Origin of the sequence: Kiritimatiella glycovorans, assembly GCF_001017655.1 — a bacterium.
Classification (GTDB): Bacteria; Verrucomicrobiota; Kiritimatiellia; order Kiritimatiellales; family Kiritimatiellaceae; genus Kiritimatiella; species Kiritimatiella glycovorans.
The window spans coordinates 1,902,367-1,920,160 of sequence record NZ_CP010904.1; the positions used below are offsets into that span (position 1 = coordinate 1,902,367).

General features: G+C 64.0%; 23 protein-coding genes. 9 read left to right on the forward strand and 14 right to left on the reverse strand.

What is annotated here, in order from left to right; all coding sequences use genetic code 11:
- Window positions 1-66: 66 nt before the first annotated feature.
- A complete protein-coding gene (locus tag L21SP4_RS07910; protein WP_082116630.1) occupies window positions 67-795 on the reverse strand; it encodes a FecR family protein in 729 nt (242 codons plus the stop codon).
- 134 nt (window positions 796-929) lie between these two features.
- Here L21SP4_RS07910 and L21SP4_RS07915 point away from each other — a divergent pair, with 134 nt between their 5' ends.
- Window positions 930-2,018, forward strand: a complete 1,089-nt coding sequence (locus tag L21SP4_RS07915) for an ATP-binding protein (RefSeq protein WP_052882147.1) — start codon at window positions 930-932, stop codon at window positions 2,016-2,018.
- Window positions 2,019-2,047: 29 nt separating this feature from the next.
- Here the strand turns inward: L21SP4_RS07915 and L21SP4_RS07920 are convergent, their stop codons facing one another.
- From L21SP4_RS07920 to L21SP4_RS07940, 5 genes are all read right to left on the reverse strand, one after another.
- On the reverse strand, window positions 2,048-3,070 hold the full coding sequence (locus L21SP4_RS07920) for a serine/threonine-protein kinase (RefSeq protein WP_052882148.1): 1,023 nt from the start codon (window positions 3,068-3,070) through the stop codon (window positions 2,048-2,050).
- Entirely contained in the window at window positions 3,057-3,935 is an 879-nt protein-coding gene (locus tag L21SP4_RS07925) for a TIGR01777 family oxidoreductase (protein ID WP_052882149.1), read from the reverse strand. The genes L21SP4_RS07920 and L21SP4_RS07925 overlap by 14 nt, the downstream gene beginning before the upstream one ends.
- The gene (locus L21SP4_RS13105; protein ID WP_160300749.1) at window positions 3,932-4,114 is read right to left on the reverse strand and encodes a hypothetical protein; all 183 of its coding nucleotides are present in this window, start codon (window positions 4,112-4,114) and stop codon (window positions 3,932-3,934) included. The genes L21SP4_RS07925 and L21SP4_RS13105 overlap by 4 nt, the downstream gene beginning before the upstream one ends.
- Entirely contained in the window at window positions 4,111-4,527 is a 417-nt protein-coding gene (locus L21SP4_RS07935) for a secondary thiamine-phosphate synthase enzyme YjbQ (RefSeq protein ID WP_052882151.1), read from the reverse strand. The genes L21SP4_RS13105 and L21SP4_RS07935 overlap by 4 nt, the downstream gene beginning before the upstream one ends.
- A gap of 113 nt (window positions 4,528-4,640) precedes the next feature.
- Window positions 4,641-5,354, reverse strand: coding sequence for a 4'-phosphopantetheinyl transferase family protein (locus tag L21SP4_RS07940; protein WP_052882152.1), 714 nt, complete (start codon window positions 5,352-5,354; stop codon window positions 4,641-4,643).
- A gap of 70 nt (window positions 5,355-5,424) precedes the next feature.
- Between L21SP4_RS07940 and L21SP4_RS07945 the strand changes: the two genes are divergently transcribed.
- Both L21SP4_RS07945 and L21SP4_RS07950 read left to right on the forward strand, forming a co-directional pair.
- On the forward strand, window positions 5,425-6,057 hold the full coding sequence (locus L21SP4_RS07945; protein WP_144413803.1) for a hypothetical protein: 633 nt from the start codon (window positions 5,425-5,427) through the stop codon (window positions 6,055-6,057).
- Window positions 6,044-6,742: a hypothetical protein gene (locus L21SP4_RS07950; RefSeq protein ID WP_052882154.1), complete on the forward strand. Its 699-nt coding sequence runs from the start codon at window positions 6,044-6,046 to the stop codon at window positions 6,740-6,742. The genes L21SP4_RS07945 and L21SP4_RS07950 overlap by 14 nt, the downstream gene beginning before the upstream one ends.
- Window positions 6,743-6,755: 13 nt before the next feature.
- On the opposite strand, the gene L21SP4_RS07955 is transcribed toward L21SP4_RS07950, so the two are convergent.
- Window positions 6,756-7,406: a peroxiredoxin gene (locus L21SP4_RS07955; protein ID WP_052882155.1), complete on the reverse strand. Its 651-nt coding sequence runs from the start codon at window positions 7,404-7,406 to the stop codon at window positions 6,756-6,758.
- A gap of 19 nt (window positions 7,407-7,425) precedes the next feature.
- Window positions 7,426-7,896, reverse strand: a complete 471-nt coding sequence (locus L21SP4_RS07960) for a Fur family transcriptional regulator (RefSeq protein ID WP_052882156.1) — start codon at window positions 7,894-7,896, stop codon at window positions 7,426-7,428.
- Window positions 7,897-8,140: 244 nt separating this feature from the next.
- Between L21SP4_RS07960 and msrA the strand changes: the two genes are divergently transcribed.
- Both msrA and L21SP4_RS07970 read left to right on the forward strand, forming a co-directional pair.
- Window positions 8,141-8,617 carry a peptide-methionine (S)-S-oxide reductase MsrA gene (gene msrA, locus L21SP4_RS07965; protein ID WP_052882996.1) on the forward strand — a complete coding sequence of 159 codons (477 nt, stop codon included), beginning with the start codon at window positions 8,141-8,143 and terminating at the stop codon, window positions 8,615-8,617.
- A 134-nt stretch (window positions 8,618-8,751) separates the two neighbouring features.
- Window positions 8,752-9,216 carry an outer membrane lipoprotein gene (locus L21SP4_RS07970; protein ID WP_052882157.1) on the forward strand — a complete coding sequence of 155 codons (465 nt, stop codon included), beginning with the start codon at window positions 8,752-8,754 and terminating at the stop codon, window positions 9,214-9,216.
- 160 nt (window positions 9,217-9,376) lie between these two features.
- Here L21SP4_RS07970 and L21SP4_RS07975 read toward each other — a convergent pair whose 3' ends face one another.
- Genes L21SP4_RS07975 through L21SP4_RS07985 form a run of 3 tightly spaced genes read right to left on the reverse strand, consistent with a single transcriptional unit; the run spans window position 9,377 to window position 11,945 of the window.
- Window positions 9,377-9,832, reverse strand: a complete 456-nt coding sequence (locus L21SP4_RS07975) for a MauE/DoxX family redox-associated membrane protein (RefSeq protein ID WP_160300751.1) — start codon at window positions 9,830-9,832, stop codon at window positions 9,377-9,379.
- Window positions 9,819-10,316: a rhodanese-like domain-containing protein gene (locus L21SP4_RS07980; RefSeq protein WP_052882159.1), complete on the reverse strand. Its 498-nt coding sequence runs from the start codon at window positions 10,314-10,316 to the stop codon at window positions 9,819-9,821. Before L21SP4_RS07980 ends, L21SP4_RS07975 begins: the two co-directional genes overlap by 14 nt.
- 30 nt (window positions 10,317-10,346) lie before the next feature.
- Window positions 10,347-11,945 carry a protein-disulfide reductase DsbD family protein gene (locus L21SP4_RS07985; protein ID WP_052882160.1) on the reverse strand — a complete coding sequence of 533 codons (1,599 nt, stop codon included), beginning with the start codon at window positions 11,943-11,945 and terminating at the stop codon, window positions 10,347-10,349.
- Between the two features lie 149 nt (window positions 11,946-12,094).
- On the opposite strand from L21SP4_RS07985, the gene L21SP4_RS07990 reads away from it, so the two are divergent.
- From L21SP4_RS07990 to L21SP4_RS08005, 4 genes are all read left to right on the forward strand, one after another.
- Window positions 12,095-12,334: a CopG family ribbon-helix-helix protein gene (locus L21SP4_RS07990; RefSeq protein ID WP_052882161.1), complete on the forward strand. Its 240-nt coding sequence runs from the start codon at window positions 12,095-12,097 to the stop codon at window positions 12,332-12,334.
- Window positions 12,303-12,608 carry a type II toxin-antitoxin system RelE family toxin gene (locus L21SP4_RS07995; protein WP_052882162.1) on the forward strand — a complete coding sequence of 102 codons (306 nt, stop codon included), beginning with the start codon at window positions 12,303-12,305 and terminating at the stop codon, window positions 12,606-12,608. Before L21SP4_RS07990 ends, L21SP4_RS07995 begins: the two co-directional genes overlap by 32 nt.
- A gap of 116 nt (window positions 12,609-12,724) precedes the next feature.
- Window positions 12,725-14,113 (forward strand): CCA tRNA nucleotidyltransferase, encoded by a 1,389-nt coding sequence (locus L21SP4_RS08000; RefSeq protein WP_052882163.1) that lies wholly within the window; start codon window positions 12,725-12,727, stop codon window positions 14,111-14,113.
- 38 nt (window positions 14,114-14,151) lie between these two features.
- Window positions 14,152-14,664 carry an 8-oxo-dGTP diphosphatase gene (locus tag L21SP4_RS08005; RefSeq protein WP_052882164.1) on the forward strand — a complete coding sequence of 171 codons (513 nt, stop codon included), beginning with the start codon at window positions 14,152-14,154 and terminating at the stop codon, window positions 14,662-14,664.
- Between the two features lie 68 nt (window positions 14,665-14,732).
- On the opposite strand, the gene L21SP4_RS08010 is transcribed toward L21SP4_RS08005, so the two are convergent.
- From L21SP4_RS08010 to rfaD, 3 genes are all read right to left on the reverse strand, one after another.
- Entirely contained in the window at window positions 14,733-15,812 is a 1,080-nt protein-coding gene (locus tag L21SP4_RS08010) for a sodium:calcium antiporter (protein WP_052882165.1), read from the reverse strand.
- 90 nt (window positions 15,813-15,902) lie between these two features.
- On the reverse strand, window positions 15,903-16,694 hold the full coding sequence (locus L21SP4_RS08015) for an MBL fold metallo-hydrolase (RefSeq protein ID WP_052882166.1): 792 nt from the start codon (window positions 16,692-16,694) through the stop codon (window positions 15,903-15,905).
- A gap of 11 nt (window positions 16,695-16,705) precedes the next feature.
- Window positions 16,706-17,692: an ADP-glyceromanno-heptose 6-epimerase gene (rfaD, locus tag L21SP4_RS08020; RefSeq protein WP_052882167.1), complete on the reverse strand. Its 987-nt coding sequence runs from the start codon at window positions 17,690-17,692 to the stop codon at window positions 16,706-16,708.
- Between the last annotated feature and the right edge of the window lie 102 nt (window positions 17,693-17,794).

The window sequence follows — 17,794 nt, forward strand, 5'->3', positions numbered from 1 at the left end:
GTTAAAAAAAACGACGGCGCCCGTGAAGGACGCCGTCGCTCGGTTCCGTGAATGGTCTTTCCCCGATCAGGAAGGCGTAACGTCGTCTTCGTCCTGGGTCTCATCGTCATTCGTGATATCGGGGAATCCCTGCTGCGGGAAGGGAGTTTCCGGAGGCCGTCCGCCACCGCCGCCCGGGTCGGTGCGCTGCCGGTTTTCGTCCCCCTGCGCGTCAAATTCATCGCCCTCGAGCGGATCCGTGCCTCCGCCGTCATCGACCTGAAGACCGTTACCCTGAAGCAGCGGTCTTCCGTTCACGAGCATTTCGTGACCGGGCGAGAGTTCGAACGGAAAGATATGATCGAAGCCGTCCAGTACATTCACCCCGACGTGCGAACCGCGGATGGCAATTACGGACCGCGGCGTCTTCAGCGTGAACCCGTCCCGGTTCAGTTCCGGAATCCGGCCCGTCTTTACGCGGAAGTATCCCTGATCGAGTTTCGCCCGGAACTTGTTGGCTTCCGGCTTCGCGGGCTTGAAGACATATTCATCCAGCACCGACACACTGTTCATGCCCTGCCGGTACTCAGTACCGTCCCTGAGGATGATCAGCAGTTTCGCATTGCGCCCGGTTTTGATCTTATCGCCGAGATTGACGTTCGACTGCGGCCTGAGTTCGCGCGCGGTCCCGCCGTCGCTGATCGCCTCCGCCTCGCCCTGCATTTTGGAAACATACCCGATGACCTCAGCCGCTTCGACCGTGAACCCCGCCAGGGCCACCGCCAGTAGAACCATTCCTGCTCGCCACAATTTCATCGTACCCTCCTCAGTTTGACTCGACCGTACACGCTGTCCCGAAAAATGCAATTGCAGATTCGGCTCATAATGTATTCAATCCACTCAGCCACGCCAAGGGAAAAACAGTTCAACCTGCGGGGTTACGGGAGCATATGCAGCAGAGCCACCCTTTTTTCGACCTATTTGAAGCGCCGCGCCGGGAGGAGCTGGCCCACGCCATGCGCGTCCGCAATCTCAGGGAAGGCACCACCCTTTTCGAGGACGGAGAGGTCGCGACGGAATTATATCTCCTCTTTTCGGGCCATATTCACCTCTCCAAGCAGGACCAAAACGGGCGGGCGTGGATCCTGGCCGAGGTGGGACCCGGAGAGTATTTCGGGGAGTTCGGCGTGTTCGACGGCGCCCCCCGCAGCGCCCGGGCCGCCGTTATCGTGTCTTCCTGCGTCGGGGTCCTGGACCGGGAATGCGTCCTCGACGCCGTCCGCAAATCGTCCGCCGCGACGGCCCTCGACCTCATGACCCACCTGACCCGCAAATTGCGCACGGCCAACGATTATTACCTCAGGGAGCGTATCCGCGAGGAGCGGCTGGCTATGATGGGGCGGACGCTCAACATGATCGCGCACGATCTGCGCAACCCCCTCGCCGCAATCTCCATGGCGGCGGAATGCCTGCTCAGATCCGCGGACGGCGGGGAAAACGAATATTACGGTCAAACGATTGTCGAAAATTCCGAGCGGATTCACAGCATGATCGAGGATCTCATGGACTTCGCGCGCGGTGAACACCGGCTGACGGTTACATCCTTCCGGCTGAAACCGTTCCTTGATTCGGTGGCGGAGACTTACCGCAGCCGGGCGGAGCAGTGCGGAGTGACGCTGGACGTGGAGGCGCCCGAAGTCGAAGTGCGCGGCGATGAGCGCAAGCTGAGGCGTGCGGTTCAGAATCTGGTCTCCAATTCACTGCAGGCTTCGCCTTCCGGAACCGCAGTGAAAATCAATGCCCGCAAACGCGCATGGGGCTACACCATCCGGGTTGAAGACGAGGCCGGGGGCATTCCGGAAGAACTGCGCCAGCACCTGTTCGACCCGTTCGTCACACGCGGGAAAACCGGCGGGCAGGGACTCGGTCTCGCCATCGTTCAGTCCCTGGTCCGTGCGCACGGAGGGTCGGTCTCCTGGGAGGAAACGGCGAAGGGCACGCGCTTCCGCGTGGACGTCCCCTCCGACCCGGAATCCTGACCGGTCCGATACGACCGCCCTTTTCGGGTTCAACGTTCCTCGGCCCGGGTGGGAAGATTCCATTCCCCGATACGGCGCGTTACGGTTTTTTTCGGGGGAGCATCCTCGACGGGCCTGTACAGATCCGGAACCTGCTCCCGCAGGTGAGCCTCCACGGTCTGAATGGTCGGGCCGTAGCCGTCGGCGTAAATAAACTCCTCGAGGGCGCGCGCCGCATCGGCCGTCCGCGCGTAGCGATGTTCCGGGTCCGGGGCGAGGAGGCGCCGCAGGATCGACTCCAGCGCCGCCGGCGTACCGGGAGGAAGACGGTTCCAGGGCGGCTCCACCCGCAGAAAATCGTCGCGCGCGGGGGTCATGTTCCCGGGCCGCACGGTAAAACCGGAAAGCATCTCGAAGAGTACCGCGCCGAGCGAATACTGGTCGGAGCGGAAATCGAGGGGATGGCAGGCGGCCTGCTCGGGCGACATGTAGGGGACCTTCCCCGTGATCCAGTTGTCGCCCATGACGCTGTTCGAACTGGCCTTGGCGATGCCGAAGTCCGTGAGTTTCGCCAGCCCTTCGGAACTGACCAGGATATTCCGCGGGCAGACATCGCGATGGACGATGTCCAGCTCTCTGCCGCGGCGGTCGCGGAACTCATGGGCGTAGGCCAATCCCCTGGCGACTCGGCTTGCGGTGTGGACGGCCAGATCTTCCGGAATCCGCTCTTCTTCCGTACGCAGACAGGCCATCCAGTCGCGCAGCGACAGACCGTGCACGTATTCCATCACCATGAAATAGTCGCCGTTGTCCAGCCGGTCGAAGTGATAGATCTGGACGATATTTTCATGGACGAGGTCGCACACCAGTCGGGCCTCTTCGAGGAAAAGGCGCATCATACGCTCATCGCCCTCGTGCGCCGGGCGCAGCCTCTTGACGGCGACGCGCTTGCGGAACCCCTCGCCGCCGCATTGAAACCCCTCGTAGACGGCGCTCATCGCACCTTCGGCGATCTCCCGCACCAGCTCGATACGCGTCTCGTGCACAATGACGTCCGGCTCATTCATCGGCATCCAGCGCTTCCGCCAGTCCGGGGGTGCCGAACGTGAACCCCCCGTCTTCCAGCGTCTTCGGTACGGCCCGCACGCTCGCGAGGAGCATTTCCCTGGCCATGTCGCCGGCCGCAAGTTTCAGCAGCGGGGCGGGCGCCGAGGTGACAAAGGGGCCGCCGGTGCGTTCCCTGAGCCGTTCCGCCCACTCCGTGTTTCGAACGGGGTTCGGGGCCGCGGCGTTCACCACCGGCCCGACTTCAGGGTGGTCGAGCAGCCAGAGGGCGGCGCGCACGGCGTCCGCCAGCCCGATCCAGCTCATGAACTGGCTCCCGGAGCCGAGGCGGACGGGAAGGCCGAACCGGGCCGCCCGCAGCATCGGCGGCAGGGCCCCTCCCCGTCCCGAGAGCACGATGCCGAAGCGCATGCGGGCCACGGCGACGCCGGCGTCTTCGGCGGGCGCCCAGGCGTCTTCCCACTCTTGGCAGACGGTCGCAAGAAAGCCTTCTCCGGGCGGCGCGGACTCATCCAGTTCCTCGTCGCCCCGGTCGCCGTAATATCCGACGGCGGAGGCCGACACGATACGGGAGGTCTTCAGGGAGCCCTCCGCCACGGCCGCGGCCAGCAGGCGCGCGCCGTTGACACGGCTGTCCCGGATGCTCCGCCTCCGGTTCTTCGTCCATCGCCCCGCCACAGGGGTGCCCGCGAAATGTACCACGGCGTCCGCCTCCGGCCAGCGGCCCGGACCGGCCCCCTCTTCCGGCGACCAGGTGAGGTCGCCGCTTCCAGCGCGATGGCTCATGAGCATGACGCGGTCGCCGCGTGAACGCAGGGCGCGTGTCACCGCACTCCCGATCAGTCCGCTGCCGCCCGTCATCAGAACGTTCATGCCGTCACCCGGATATGAATCAGCAGCAGCACCATCGCCGCCGCGATTTCGATCCACCCCATGCGCGCAAGGCGGATCATGGGGATCCTCTCCTGCCAGCGATCCGACATCAGCACCCCCAGGGATCCGTCGATCAGCAGCAGGATCACCGTCCATATGCGGATCGTCTCAAGCATCATTCATCCCCGCTCACCGTGATCACCACCGTTCGGCGGCGGGGTTTGACGTCGCACTCCAGATGAAAAATCTGCTGCCAGGTTCCGAGTTCGGGGACCCCGCCGGAAAGGGGCACCGTGAGCGACGGGCCCTGCATCGTCGCCTGGAGGTGTGAATGACCGTTGCCGTCGTGCCAGGCGCGCTCGTGCCCGTAATGGCGCGAGGGCGGGACCAGCCTTTTCCAGACCGCCGGGAGATCCTCCTGCAGTCCGGGCTCGAACTCGACGGTACCCACCGAGGCCGTGCTCCCGATGTTGAAGATATGGATCAGACCTTCCCGGACACCCGAATTCCCGGCAATCCGCTTTACCTCGGGGGTGAGATCGTGCATGTCTCCCTCACCCGACGTCTCGACCTCGATTCGTTCCCGGTACATGGATGCCCCCCTCAAAGCGGGATGCGTCCGCGACATGCGGCCCCCCGCGTCCTTACAAAAACTCACTCAGCCTGAAAATAGGATGAAAAGCCTGCCGAACAAACCCCAAAAAACTAAAAATCGCGGGCTGCGCTTTCTTCCGGGAAAGGATGTTCCACGATATCCGGCACCTCTCCCTCCGACTTTCCCGCGACGGCCAGGGCATAGCCCGGCGAACCGGCCAGTGTGCGACACCACCATAAGGCGCCCCCGGCATCCGGCCCGTGGAATGCCTTCATGATCGCGGAGGGATCGCCCGGGCGGTTGGCCCACAGCCCGCGTCCCCGCGCCTTGGTCAGGGCCTCCCAACGCACCCACCACTCGAAGAACGCCCGCCCGGACCACGCTCCGCCCCCGGCCTCCGGACCGAACAGGCGTCGTCCAAGACGATCCGTATCGAGTTCCGGCCGCACCCTTTCAATATCGATCCCCACCGGATCACGGAAACTCGCGATCATCACCCACCATCGGCTCGAATGGGAGAGGTTGAAATAGACCTCCTCCCCTGCGAGGCAGGGCTTCCCGTCCGGGCCGTATTTGAACCGGAATGACGCCGGTGCGCGGTCGAGAATCTCCCCGAGCACGGTGCGCAACCGGAAGCGGGAACAGGCGGCCGCACGGCGTACGGCGGGCACGCGCAGGCGGTCGAGTCGCCCGCGCTCATCCTCCGACAACGGTTCCCGAAGCCCGTTGAGCGGAGTCCCGCAGTCCAGCGGCGCGCGCCAGATGTGCCAGCAGCCGCGCCCACTCCCCGCTTCGGCGGATCTTGTCGTCTCGTCGCGATTCATGTTTAATGCTGTCCGGATGTTGCGCTCCGGTGATAGAGGTGCGCCGCAAACCCCGTACGATCGGATCGGCATGAACCATTTGCACAGAATCGGATTCGGCGCGCTGATAATGTATACGGTCGCACTTTTCGCCGTCGAGAAATTCACGTCGTTCGAGACGGTCTATCATTTCATGACCGACATCAAGGGGCCGGTGCCCTACTACGCGATCAATACCAGCTTGAGCACGTTCTTTCTGGGCGCGGCCTCCCTCCTGTTCCTCTTCCAGTGGTCGGCGACGCCCCGCAGCGGCCGCCGGGACCGCCGGGCACTTTTCGCGCTCGGACAGTGTTACCTCTTCGCGTTCCTGGCGCTGGACGACCGGCTGATGGCCCATGAGCATTTCGCCTGGATCACAGGCATTCATGAGATCTTCTGGTTCGGATCGGCGGCGCTGGCCGAAGCCGCACTGGTGCTGCTGCTGGCCGACGTGGCGAAGTGGCCGCGGCGCGCGGTACACTGCTTCGTCGGGGCCGTCGGCGCGTTCGGAATCATGATGCTGACCGACCTGTTCGTTCCCCGGATGCTGCTCTGGCGAATCTGCTTCGAAGATCTCGCCAAGCTGTGGGCGGCGGCGCTGCTGTTCATGTTCGCCTGGGAACTGACCCTGGAACGGATTACGCTCCGCAGGGAGCTGAAAGGGGAGCCGGATGAAAGTTCGTGAACTGATGCGCGCACTGTTCGTGCCCGCCCTGGCCGTCTCGGCCCTCTTCGCGGCGCTGACCTTTCTCAGTGCCTTCGCGCAGTCCACCGACGCGCCGGAATGGCTGCGCTTCCTGCTCGAACGGCTCGAACTGCGCGAGGAACGCACCATCGGCACCTGGTTCCAGAGTCTGCTCTTCATCGCGGCGGGGGCGGGCTGGTACCTGATCGGCCGTTCCCCGGAGACCGGCCTGAAGCGTGCATCGCGCGAGTATCTGCGCTTCTGCGCAGTGGTGATGCTGTTCCTTTCGGCGGATGAAATCCTCGCGATCCACGAATACCTCGGCTATCGCCTGGAAGTCGATGCGGGGCTCGGCCGCAATACGCCGCTCTACGGCATGGGATTCACGTGGGTGCTGATCTACATCCCCCTCGCCCTTACCGCCCTCGTTTTCCTCTCCCTCGTCTACCGCCGCCTCATCCGCCATCTTCCCAACTGCGGACCGCGCCGCAGGGCGAGGCGCATGCTCACCCTCACGTGGGCGCTTTTCATCTTTGTGTCCGGAGCGGAAATGCTGGAGGCCGCCATCTGGTACGAAGGCTTCAAGGCCTACCTGCTGCCCTGCTTCGAAGAGACCATGGAACTCGCGCTTCTGATGACGATCTGGCGCCTTAACCTCGTCATCGCAGAAGCGCGAGGTCTCTGAAGCTGGACCGGATTCAGTCCTGCAGCGGCTTGTGGCAGAACCACCAGTCGTAATGCTCGAACTGGCCGGCGTTTTCTTCCGCCGACTTGACATCCTTGGCGGGCGGCACGATCACGCGATCACCGATCAACTCGTTGTCCGGCCAGTTGGCGGGCAGGGCTCCCTGCGCATCCGAGGTCTGCAGGGCGCGGACCGTTCGGACGATCTCGTCGATATTGCGGCCCACCTCCTGGGGATAGTAGAGGATCGTGCGCACCATGCCTTCGCCGTCGACCACGAATACGGCCCTTACCGTGTTGGCGCCCTTGCCGGGATGCATCATCCCCAGCCGCAGGGCGATGTCCTCGGTGGCGGCCACTACGGGAAACTCGATCTCCACGTTCAGCTTCTCTTTAATCCACTGCACCCACTTGATGTGCGAAAAGACCTGGTCGACGGACATCCCGATCAGGCGGCAATTCATCTCGCGGAACCGGTCGATCCGCTTCTGAAAAGCCACGAATTCCGTGGTGCATACCGGCGTGAAATCCGCGGGATGACTGAACAGCACAAACCATTCTCCCTCCAGGTCATCGGGCAGATGCATCATCCCCTGCGTCGTGTTCACGCTCAGTGCGGGAAACCGCTCGCCCAGCGTCGGCATCGTGTACATATCTCCGTCCATTCTCTCTTCCTCCTTCGGCTCATTGCCTTTTTCTTGCTTCACCTGTCCGGCCTGCGTCCGCACAACCGCGGCACAGGCCGCTCCAAACCACCCTTCCCGAATGCACCTCGCCGACCCCGTCCGGGACGGACTTCATGTCGGGGGCCCCGACGTCCGGCACATCCAGGATACATCCGCACTGTTCACACACGAAATGACCGTGCGGAGCGACTGCGGCATCGAATCGGTACCGGCTGTCCGGGGTATCGATCCGCTGCACGAGCCCGCGCTGTTCAAGATTGGCAAGCACCCGGTAAACCGTATCCCGCGACAGGCCGGGCATACCGCGCCTGACCTGCCGGTAGAGCGTGTCCGCATCCGGATGGCTGTCCGAGGCGGCAACTGCGCGATAGACCGCCTCGCGCTGAGGCGTCAGCCTCCATCCGGTCCGGCGGCAGTGTTCGCGCAACCGCTGGATCCCCCGCTCCCGTTTTTCCGTACCTGCCGTCATCCTGCCCCGTTCCGAGTGTTTCGAACTTGTACTGATTAGGATTTATTCTTATTATGAGTATGAATCAAGAGACAAATGATAAAAAAAACGAACCCCGGCCCGGTACGCGGGGTCGAAGTGAGAACAGATCATGAGCGCAAAAAACATCCATCCGATGGTGGCCCCGGTCGTGCTGCTTCTGCTTGCGTGCCTGTTTCTTCTGACCGGCTCATCCCCACAGGAAAAAAGGATCGAGGAGGATACGATGAACCGGGCAGAAAATCCGATCGCCACATTCGCCGCGGGGTGTTTCTGGGGCGTGGAGGCCGAATTCCGCAGGATTCCGGGCGTCGTCGATACGGAGGTGGGCTATACCGGGGGGCACACGGAGAACCCGTCCTATCGCGACGTCTGTCGCGGCGATACCGGCCATGCCGAGGCGGTCAGGGTGTGGTACGACTCCTCCCGGGTCCGTTACCGCGATCTGCTCGACGTGTTCTGGAGGATTCACAATCCCACCACCCTCAACCGGCAGGGCGCGGACGTCGGTTCCCAGTACCGGTCGGCCATCTTCACCCATTCCCCCGAGCAGGAACGTGAAGCGCAACGCTCGCTTCAGAAGGAGGATCGTAATACGCGTCGGGACATCGTCACGCAGATCGAGCCGGCGGGACCCTTCTACCGCGCCGAGGAATATCATCAGCAGTACACGGAAAAACACGGCGGGGGATGCCATCTCTGATTCGCGGTTGATTTAATGCGGCACAATCGCATAATAGCAGCCAACAACCCAACAACCCAACAACCCAACAACCCAACAACCCAGCAACCCAACAACCCAGCAACCCAGCAACCCAAAACCCCACGGAGGGCAGCATGAAGAAGTCAGTGATCGTTTCCGCGGGACTTGCGGCCGTACTCGCATTCACGAGCGGCTGCTTTGTCTCCAGCCGTTCCGGGCAGGTTTATTCGCGCGATCAGGCGCGGCAGATCCATCAGGTGGAAGAGGGCACGGTCAAAGCGGTCCGGCCGGTGACGATTGAAGGCAGCCGCACGCCCGTGGGCGCCATTGCCGGCGGCGTACTCGGTGGCGCGCTCGGACGCAATATCGGTTCGGGCGGCGGACGCGATCTGGCCACGGCAGCGGGTGCCGTCGGCGGCGCGGCCGCAGGCGCGGCGGCCGAGCAGCAGCTCACGAAAAAGAAGGGGCTGGAAATTACCGTCGAACTCGACTCGGGCAGAAACGTGACGGTCGTTCAGGAGGCCGACGTCCAGTTCTCGCCCGGCGAACGCGTGCGGGTGCTGACCGCCGGTGACGGCAGCGCGAGGGTGACCAAGTAGAGCGCCCCGGCAGCGGTTCACCAAAGGAGTTTTGCGGACGGCCTTCTGCGGTCCAGCAGAATCCCTACCTTCACGCATGGGTTCGGCCTGCGTCTCTTGGGTAGGGCGTGATCTCCGAGCGCGCCGCTCTTCCGGACGGCCCGGAGGTCCGTCCCTACCTTCACGCACGGGTTCGGCGCTCCCCCCGAAAGAACAGGCCCGCCAGCACGATCATGATCGCCGCGTTGCGGATCAGCAGCACCCATCCGGTCTCCATCCCGCCCGTGGGATCGAAACACCCGCAGGGGATCGATTTGCCGCGCACGAGCAGGACGGTGACGGCCGCGGTGAACACCGTCATGAGACCGAGCAGCAGGAACAGCCCGGCGCGCCGGGTGTGAGAAAAAAATAGAGCGCCGCCGGCGAGGACTTCGATCCAGGGAATCCAGAGCGCGGCGGGGTTGACCGCCGCATCCGGCAGGAGCCGGTACCGGAAAAGGGCGCGCGCAAAGGCCGGAGGGTCCGCAATCTTCACCACCCCCGAGTAAAGAAAGAGCGTCGCCATGATCCACGCGACCAGGACCGCCATCCGACCTGCCGCGCCTGTTCCCTCCGGCATCCTCTTAATCTTCTTCATCCCCGGCTCCGGGCATCCTCTTCGCCTCCCCTCCCCGCTCCGCCCACGCCTCCATGCCCCCCGCGAAAACCGCGACACGGGTACAGCCGGAAGCGCGAAAGTCCAGCGCGGCACGCAGGGCATCTTCGCACCGCGACCCCGAGCAGTAAAACACCAGCCGGTCTCCGGAGGCGCATAACGCGAGTTTCCCTTCCGGCTGCCGGGGAACCGGAACCGCGCCGGGAAGGTGCCCGCGGCGCCCGTCCTCACATGGACGGACATCCACGAACGTGACCCCGTCGCGGCCGATCCAACGTTGCACCTCTTCGACGCCGACGACGTCGAGACCCGCGTCCAGGGCGCGGCGGTCCACCGGTCCTTCGTCCCGCACCGGAGAAAGCGGTTCGCTGCGTACCGCGTTCGACACCACGGCACACAGAACAGAGGCCAGCAGCAACAGCCCGGCCTGGCGCAGGTCGTAGCGGTTCATCGGGAATACGATCATCAGCAGGACTCTTTTTGAGATCGACGCCCCTCAGCGCGGTTCGAGTATCACGTACGTCGGCAGCCCCTTGACGTCCAGCTCGTCCAGCACCGCCTTCGTGGCCGGCGCCGAGGGGTCCTCCGCCTGGTAACGGATCATCTCGAACCTCCGGAGCGCCTCTTCCACGCGCTCCTCTTTGAACGTCGTCTCCTCCATCGCCGTGCAGTTCTTGCACCACGTAGCCCAGAAATCGATCAGGACCGGACGACCCCCGCGCAGGGCCGTCCTGAGTTGTTCAGCCAGGGCGCGGTTCTCCGCGGCCGGTGCGGCTTCCGCACCCGTCTCCGCCGCCGCCAGCGACGATGCACGCTGCTGCCATAACCGGTACCCCGTGTACCCGTAGTAGAGCGCCAGCCCGAGGATCAGGACGCCGAACAGGTTGCGCACCACGGTCATCCATCCCCCCGGTTTCGGAAGGAACGAGAGGCCGGCGCCCGCAAACGGCCAGGGCAGCGCCATACCGAGTCCGAGCGCGAACGGGAGGAACAGGCCGATTCCGATCCCGCCCGCATAAAGATCGCCGGCCAGCAGCAGCACCGCCAGCACGACCGGGGCCACACACGCCCCCGCGAGCAGCGCGGCCACGGCCCCCATGCCGAGGGCGGCGAAATAGCGCGCCGCGCCGTGGCGTCCGCCCGCCGCCGGCCCGCTTTTCTGAAAACGCGAGAGATCGATGGTGAACACATCGAACATCGCCAGGGCCAGCACCAGGAAGAGCACGGCGATCGCGACATTGAACACGGGCGAAGCGTTCAACGTGCCGAACTGCGAACCGGTCAGCACCACCAGCAACCCGAGTGCGCCGTAGACCAGGGCGATCCCCAGCCCGTAGGTTCCGCCGAGCAGAAATCCCTGCAGCCTGGAACCCGCCCGGGCGCCCGCACCGATGATGGCGAGATTGACCGGGATCACCGGCAGCACGCACGGGGTGAGATTCAGCGCCGCCCCCCCGACCAGGATCAACACCAGCGTCCATCCCCAGCCGAACGTCTCGAAGAACGACCGCGGCGAGGAAAGAAACGTCCCCCAGGCCCCCTTTTCCTCTTCCGCCAGCGCCCCTTCTTCGCGCAGGAATTCAAGAAACGGATCCGGTTTCATGTAGCCCACCGCGCGCTCCCGTTCGCGAAACTGTTCGAGCGCTGCGCGCCACGGGCTTCCGTCATCCGCCCCCGCCTCCGCCGGCGCCCCGGCGGGATCTGCCCCGCCCTCCAGTGCGAGATCGACGGTGACCGGCGGGAAACACACTTTGTCATTACAGCCGAACAGATCCACCTCCAGAGCGCCGCTCCCCGGATACGGAACCGTCAGGCTGAAGGACTCCTTGTACACGCGCTTCCGCTCGCCCGTGAACGGGTCCTCAGCCATGACCGGGTCGGGGGCCTCCAGCGGCTTGAGCGCCGCGCCGCCCCTCTCCCGAACCGCGAACTCCTTCGCGTATAAGACATGTCCATCAGGTATGGTGATCTCGACCCGTACCGCCCGTTCGCCGTCGCGGCGCGTCACAGAGCCCTCCGCCTCGAACGGCACCTGCGGCTGAGCGTGACCGGCCGCCGCCGCGAGGATCATCAGTAAAAGCGGCATGTGTTTCATAAGCTACCTCCTTGGTATCATATTGATGATGAACGCTCGGGCTCCGGTGTTCAACATTTTATCCCGGGAAGATTCTTTCCTAATATACGGTTGACGAGCGCTCGTATTCTAATGTATTCGATATATATACAAAAGATGCGAGGTTTGCGATGTCAAAGACGGTAACCCTGAGACTGCCCGAATCGACCTACGAGCGGTTCCGCACCCTGGCCCAGCGTGAAAATCGGCCCCTCTCGAACTTCATCGAGACTGCGGCGTCGCGCTATATCGAGACAGAGCAGTTCGTGGACGAGTTCGAAATGGAGGAAATTGAAGCGAACGTCGATCTGAACCGCAGTCTGAAGCGCGGAATCAAGGATGCCAAGGCCGGTCGAGGGCGGTTTGTCTGATTTCCGGATATTCGAGACCGGGGAATTCCAGAAGAAGCTTGGCAAGCTCCCCCCCGATGCAAACCGGTTTGTCGAGAGAAAGCTGACGGAGCATGTCTACCCCCAGCTTCGCCAGAACCCCTTCCTCGGCCCCAATATCAAAAAACTCAAAGGATACGATCCCGCCACCTGGCGGTATCGCATCGGCAAGTACCGGCTGTTCTTCATGGTTGACCAGGCTGAACGCGTTATTTTCATGCTCTCAGTCGATAATCGGCGCGACGCCTACAGGTAGAGAAAGGATCGTATCTGCGTCCATTACAATTCGTAAGAGTACCCGGAGCGCCAAAGGCACGATCCTGCCGGCCGACTCCAGGAAATCGAGTACGAGGCCGCGTGACCGGTGAACCCATGAACGAGCCGACACATCCTGCTTATGAGACGGCGTTGCGCGTGCTCGCGACGCTGCGCGAGGCGGGTCATAAGGCCTGGTTCGCGGGCGGCTCCGTGCGCGACCGCCTGCTCGGCCGCGAAGCCAAGGACTACGACGTGGCCACGGACGCCCTCCCCTCGCGCGTGGAGGAACTTTTCTCGCGCACAGTGGCCGTCGGCAAATCGTTCGGCGTGATCGCCGTGGTCGAAGACGACATCCAGATCGAGGTCACGACGTTCCGCAGCGAAGACCAGTACGAGGACGGCCGACGGCCGGGCTCCGTCACGCCGACGACGCCGGAAGAGGATGCGCAGCGGCGCGATTTTACGATTAACGGCCTCTTCTACGACCCGGTCGCGGACAGGGTTATCGATTACGTGGGCGGACGCGAAGACCTTGCACGCGGCCTGGTCCGGGCGATCGGAGACCCCGGGGAGCGGTTCGGCGAAGATCACCTGCGCATGCTGCGCGCCGTCCGCTTCGCCGCGACGCTGGAATTCGAGATCGAAACGCGGACGCGTGAAGCCATTCGAGCGCTGGCGGGGCGGATCGACCGCATCAGCGCCGAGCGGATCGAAATCGAGCTGACCCGCACCCTGACCGAATCGCCGCGCCCCGGCCGGGCCCTGTGCACCCTGCTGGATACCGGGCTGCTCGCCGAGGTGATCCCCGAGGCGGTCCCCATGGTCGGCCAGGAGCAGCCTCCTGAGTTTCACCCGGAGGGCGACGTGTTTACCCATACCTGTCTCATGCTGGACCGGATGGGAGCCGGTGTGAAAGAGCCGGGGGTCGACCGGGCCGAACTCGCCTGGGCCCTACTGCTGCACGACGTCGGCAAGCCGCCCGCCTGCGTCCATTCGCAGTGGCCCGACGGAAGACCGCGGCTTCGTTTCGACCGCCACGCCCGGATAAGCGCGGACATGGCCGAGGCGGTCATGCGCCGGCTGAAAATGCCCGCGAAGCGCATCCGGAACGTGGTCACCGCCATTGATCGTCACATGCGTTTCATGCATGTCGAAGAGATGCGCGAGTCGAAACTGCGCCGCTGGATGGCGGAGCCGGTCTTTCCGCTGGAACTCGAACTGCACCGGCTCGACTGCGAGGGGAGTCATGGAGACATGAGCTGCTACCGGCGCGTGATGGATCTGCGCGAAAAGATCAGCCGCGAACCGGTACTCCCCGAACCCTGGGTCAACGGACGCGACCTGATCGCGATGGGACTGGAACCGGGTCCGGGGATCGGGGAGCTGCTGGACGAGGCCTTCGAGCGTCAGCTTGAGGGCGAGGCGGCCTCGCGCGAAGAGCTGCTGGCATGGCTGCGGGAACGCGTCGCGCAGAAATCGAACCAAGCCCGCAAGCCGGATTAAGGATCCCGCGCCGGGGCACGAACGGCAGGCCTACGACCATGATGACGCTGCAGGACATTGACTGGGAACACTGGACGCCGGTGGAGGACGCGACCCTGCTGTTCGTCATCCGCGGCGGGCGGATCCTCCTGATTCACAAAAAGCGCGGATTCGGCGCCGGCAAGATCAACGGACCCGGCGGACGCATCGAACCCGGCGAGACTCCGGAAGAATGTGCGCTGCGTGAAGTTGAAGAAGAACTGCGCATCCGTCCTCTGAACGTGGATTACGCCGGCCTGCTTCAGTTTCAGTTCGTCGACGGCTTTTCAATCCGCGGCCACGTCTATCGAGCCGCGGATTTCGAGGGCACGCCTGTGGAGACGGACGAGGCGATCCCGCTCTGGTGCGAGACCGACGCCCTGCCCTTTGAGCGGATGTGGGCCGACGACCCCGTCTGGTTCCCCCACCTCCTCGCCGGACGCAGATTCTCCGGCCGGTTTATTTTCGAGGGAGAGCGGATGGTCGAGTACCGGGTGGTGGAGGAGGAGGAAGAGTTTGAGTGCGAAACCTGAGACCTGAGACCTGAGTAAAACGGGTTCTACCTGAATTTTACTCAGGTCTCAGGTTTCAGCATTCACACTCAATAAAGCATCCCCGCGAACACCACGTAGACCACGAGCATCAACCACGAATAGATACCCAGCCGGAGGAAGGTGCGGCGGCCGGGGCGGCGGACGGCGGCGATGAGCAGGAGGGTAAGGAGCAATACTTCGAGCGCGGTCAGCCAGTGATCGCCTGCCGCGTAATAGAGCAGCGCCTCGCCCCGCAGCGCGATATCGGCGACGAAAAGGATCAGCAGGTTGAACATATTGCTTCCGAGCACGTTGCCCACAGCCATATCCACGAAACCGTAGCGCACCGCGGCGGCGCACACCACCAGCTCGGGGAGGCTGGTGGCGATCGCGAGAAAAAGCGTACCGATGAAACTCTGTTTCAGACCGAAGCCGCCCAGCTCCGGCGGAAGGGCCATGCGGTCCGCCAGCGCCGAGAGCACGGCGCCGCCGAGGACGATCACCAGCGCCAGCGCCAGCAGTCGGCCATAAAACGCGGCGGCCGGCATTCCGATCAGGCGCGACTCGACCGCCTTCATTTCGGGCGGCCGGGGCGGCTCGCGCCGCTGGTAGCCGCGAACCATGTATACGTACGCGAGCGGAAGCAGCGGTATAAGCCATCCCGTGCCGAGCAGCGGGATCGCGAGACCGTTTCTCCGGTCGAACGCGAACGCGGCGGCAAACAGCCCCAGCAGGATCAGTCCCGAAAAGGCCGACCTCAGGTGGCGCGGGTTGACGCGGGCAAGGACAGGTTCACTGCGCCGGATCGCGTCGAGCACGACCAGGATCATCAGGTTGAACACGTTGGAGCCGAGCATATTTCCCGTCGCGAGGTCGGCCCCGGCGGAAAGGGCCCGTACGCGGTCGGCGCCGGCAAGTCCCTGCGCATTGAAGCCCGCCCGCACGACGGAGGCCACGGACACCGCCAGTTCGGGAAGACTCGTCACCGCCGCGAGAAAAATCAGCCCGATCAGCCCGGCGCCGATTTTCGTGCGTTCGCTGAGCGCGTCGCCGTACAGGCTGAGTCGCACGCCCGCCCGCACCACGACGGCCGCGGTCAGCACAAACGCGGCCGCGAGGACCGCCGGAAATTGAAGCCAGGAAACCATGCGCGGAATGATGAAGCGGAGACCGGTTCAGATCAACAGGAGAAGAGGTCTCCCCGCGATTATTCCGTCCCCGCTGCCGGGTCCGGGGATTCAGGTAAAGGGCAGCTCGACCTCCATGCCGTCGCAGGGCACGACCCCCCACTCCGGGAGCCGCGACTGCAGCTCGTCGTGATCGAAATGGTGCGTGATGTGGGTCGGGCAGAACACCCGCGGCCGGAGACGGCGCGCGGCGGCGAGACTCTGCTCCAGCCCGAAGTGCGTGGGATGCGGCTCCGGGCGCAGGGTGTCGAGGATCAGGACGTCCAGATCGTCCAGCAGCGCCGCGGTTGCGTCCGGGATGCCGCTGCAGTCCGGGATATAGGCGACCGCCGCGCGGTCCGCGTCGATCCGGTACCCGTAGATCTGTGCCGGGCCGTGCAGGACCGGGAGCGGGCGCACTACGGCCTCGCCCGATCCGGCGGACAGCCGGACGGGAGCATCCATCGGCCGGAAATCGACCCAGGGCACGGCGCCGAACGAATGGCCTTCCGAATGCACATACTCGAATCTTCTCTCCAGCAGGCGAAGCGTTTCGGCCGAAGCGTGGACGGGAAGGCGCCGGCGCTGCATCTGGCTGTAGCGGCGCAGGTCGTCGAAACCGAATATGTGATCGGCGTGCGCGTGGGTGATGAAGACGGCATCCACGCGCTCCACCCCGCAGCTCAGGGCCTGCTCGCGCAGATCCGGCGGCGTGTCGAAGAGCATAGAGAGGTCGCCCGCCTCCACGTGGAGACTGCACCTCCGCCGGCGGTTTCTCGGGTCCTTCGAGCTGCAGACCGGACAGTGGCAGCCGATCATCGGGATCCCGTGCGAAGTCCCCGTCCCCAGAAACGTGAGCTTCATGAGCCGTGTCCCTACTCCGCACCGGCGGACTCAAGATGGTCCCGCACGTAGCTGCGGATCCCGTCCTCCAGCGCTGTGAACGCCTGCCGGTATCCCGCTTCGCGCAGCTTGGTCAGGTCCGCCTCCGTGTAATACTGGTAATTCGGCCGGATCGATTCGGGCATGTCGATATAGCGGATATGCGGTTTACGCCCCATGGACTCGAACACCGCGCGCGCGAGGTCGTTCCAGCTCCGAGCCCGTCCGGTACCGCAGTTATAGAGGCCGTTGATCTCCGGATGATCGCCGAGCCAGAGCGTGAGATCCACCGCATCGCCGACATGCACGAAATCGCGCACCTGCTCCCCGTCCGCGTATTCCGAACGGTGGGACCGGAAGAGCCGCACCTCGCCCCGTTCGCGCACCTGCCCCCACGCCTTGTGGATCATCGAGCGCATATCGCCCTTGTGGGCCTCGCCGGGGCCGTAGACGTTGAAGTATTTGATGCCGGCCACGCGATCGAGCGCTTCGTGGCGCAGGGCCCATAGATCGAAGCGGTGCTTTGAATAACCGTACATATTGAGCGGGCGATAGGCCGGCGTGCTCTCGTGGCGGTCGGAGTAACCGCGCGATCCGTCGCCATAGGTGGCCGCGCTGGACGCGTAGACGAAGCGGGTCCCCGCGCGCAGACAGGCCTCGCACAGCTGACGGGTGTACGCGTAGTTGTTGCGCATCAGGTAGTCCGCGTCGGCCTCCGTGGTGGAGGAGCAGGCGCCCAGGTGATACACCGCCTCCAGCCCCATCCAGGGGATATCGGGCAGGGTCTCGAGGAAGGCATCCTTGTCGATGAAATCCTCGAATTCGAGTCCGTTGAGATTCCGCCACTTCAGGCCGCTGCCCAGCCGGTCGACGATCAGGATGTTCGTCTCGCCGCGTTCGTTCAGCGCCCGCACCAGGTTGGAGCCGATGAAGCCCGCTCCACCGGTGACGATGTATCTGAGTTCCGTGTTACCGTTCATTACGTGGTCCTCCGCACAAGTTGATCCATGAGCCGTCACGGTAACAGAGAAGCGGATGGAGCGGTAGGATGTAGTTCATGGCCGTGCGGGCGGGGAGCGGGT

What these genes read in the sequence shown, in the direction of transcription:
- L21SP4_RS07935 (WP_052882151.1), bottom strand. Translation starts at nt 4,527, where the DNA reads ATGTACCGGGAACGAATCGAGGTCGAGACGTCGGGTGAGGGAGACATG.
- L21SP4_RS07925 (WP_052882149.1), bottom strand. Translation starts at nt 3,935, where the DNA reads ATGAACGTTCTGATGACGGGCGGCAGCGGACTGATCGGGAGTGCGGTG.
- L21SP4_RS07990 (WP_052882161.1), top strand. Translation starts at nt 12,095, where the DNA reads ATGTCAAAGACGGTAACCCTGAGACTGCCCGAATCGACCTACGAGCGG.
- L21SP4_RS07970 (WP_052882157.1), top strand. Translation starts at nt 8,752, where the DNA reads ATGAAGAAGTCAGTGATCGTTTCCGCGGGACTTGCGGCCGTACTCGCA.
- L21SP4_RS08000 (WP_052882163.1), top strand. Translation starts at nt 12,725, where the DNA reads ATGAACGAGCCGACACATCCTGCTTATGAGACGGCGTTGCGCGTGCTC.
- L21SP4_RS13105 (WP_160300749.1), bottom strand. Translation starts at nt 4,114, where the DNA reads ATGATGCTTGAGACGATCCGCATATGGACGGTGATCCTGCTGCTGATC.
- L21SP4_RS07945 (WP_144413803.1), top strand. Translation starts at nt 5,425, where the DNA reads ATGAACCATTTGCACAGAATCGGATTCGGCGCGCTGATAATGTATACG.
- L21SP4_RS07960 (WP_052882156.1), bottom strand. Translation starts at nt 7,896, where the DNA reads ATGACGGCAGGTACGGAAAAACGGGAGCGGGGGATCCAGCGGTTGCGC.
- L21SP4_RS07995 (WP_052882162.1), top strand. Translation starts at nt 12,303, where the DNA reads ATGCCAAGGCCGGTCGAGGGCGGTTTGTCTGATTTCCGGATATTCGAG.
- L21SP4_RS07940 (WP_052882152.1), bottom strand. Translation starts at nt 5,354, where the DNA reads ATGAATCGCGACGAGACGACAAGATCCGCCGAAGCGGGGAGTGGGCGC.
- L21SP4_RS07955 (WP_052882155.1), bottom strand. Translation starts at nt 7,406, where the DNA reads ATGGACGGAGATATGTACACGATGCCGACGCTGGGCGAGCGGTTTCCC.
- L21SP4_RS07985 (WP_052882160.1), bottom strand. Translation starts at nt 11,945, where the DNA reads ATGAAACACATGCCGCTTTTACTGATGATCCTCGCGGCGGCGGCCGGT.
- L21SP4_RS07980 (WP_052882159.1), bottom strand. Translation starts at nt 10,316, where the DNA reads ATGATCGTATTCCCGATGAACCGCTACGACCTGCGCCAGGCCGGGCTG.
- msrA (WP_052882996.1), top strand. Translation starts at nt 8,141, where the DNA reads ATGAACCGGGCAGAAAATCCGATCGCCACATTCGCCGCGGGGTGTTTC.
- L21SP4_RS07910 (WP_082116630.1), bottom strand. Translation starts at nt 795, where the DNA reads ATGAAATTGTGGCGAGCAGGAATGGTTCTACTGGCGGTGGCCCTGGCG.
- L21SP4_RS07950 (WP_052882154.1), top strand. Translation starts at nt 6,044, where the DNA reads ATGAAAGTTCGTGAACTGATGCGCGCACTGTTCGTGCCCGCCCTGGCC.
- L21SP4_RS08010 (WP_052882165.1), bottom strand. Translation starts at nt 15,812, where the DNA reads ATGGTTTCCTGGCTTCAATTTCCGGCGGTCCTCGCGGCCGCGTTTGTG.
- L21SP4_RS08005 (WP_052882164.1), top strand. Translation starts at nt 14,152, where the DNA reads ATGATGACGCTGCAGGACATTGACTGGGAACACTGGACGCCGGTGGAG.
- L21SP4_RS07920 (WP_052882148.1), bottom strand. Translation starts at nt 3,070, where the DNA reads ATGCCGATGAATGAGCCGGACGTCATTGTGCACGAGACGCGTATCGAG.
- L21SP4_RS08015 (WP_052882166.1), bottom strand. Translation starts at nt 16,694, where the DNA reads ATGAAGCTCACGTTTCTGGGGACGGGGACTTCGCACGGGATCCCGATG.
- rfaD (WP_052882167.1), bottom strand. Translation starts at nt 17,692, where the DNA reads ATGAACGGTAACACGGAACTCAGATACATCGTCACCGGTGGAGCGGGC.
- L21SP4_RS07915 (WP_052882147.1), top strand. Translation starts at nt 930, where the DNA reads ATGCAGCAGAGCCACCCTTTTTTCGACCTATTTGAAGCGCCGCGCCGG.
- L21SP4_RS07975 (WP_160300751.1), bottom strand. Translation starts at nt 9,832, where the DNA reads ATGAAGAAGATTAAGAGGATGCCGGAGGGAACAGGCGCGGCAGGTCGG.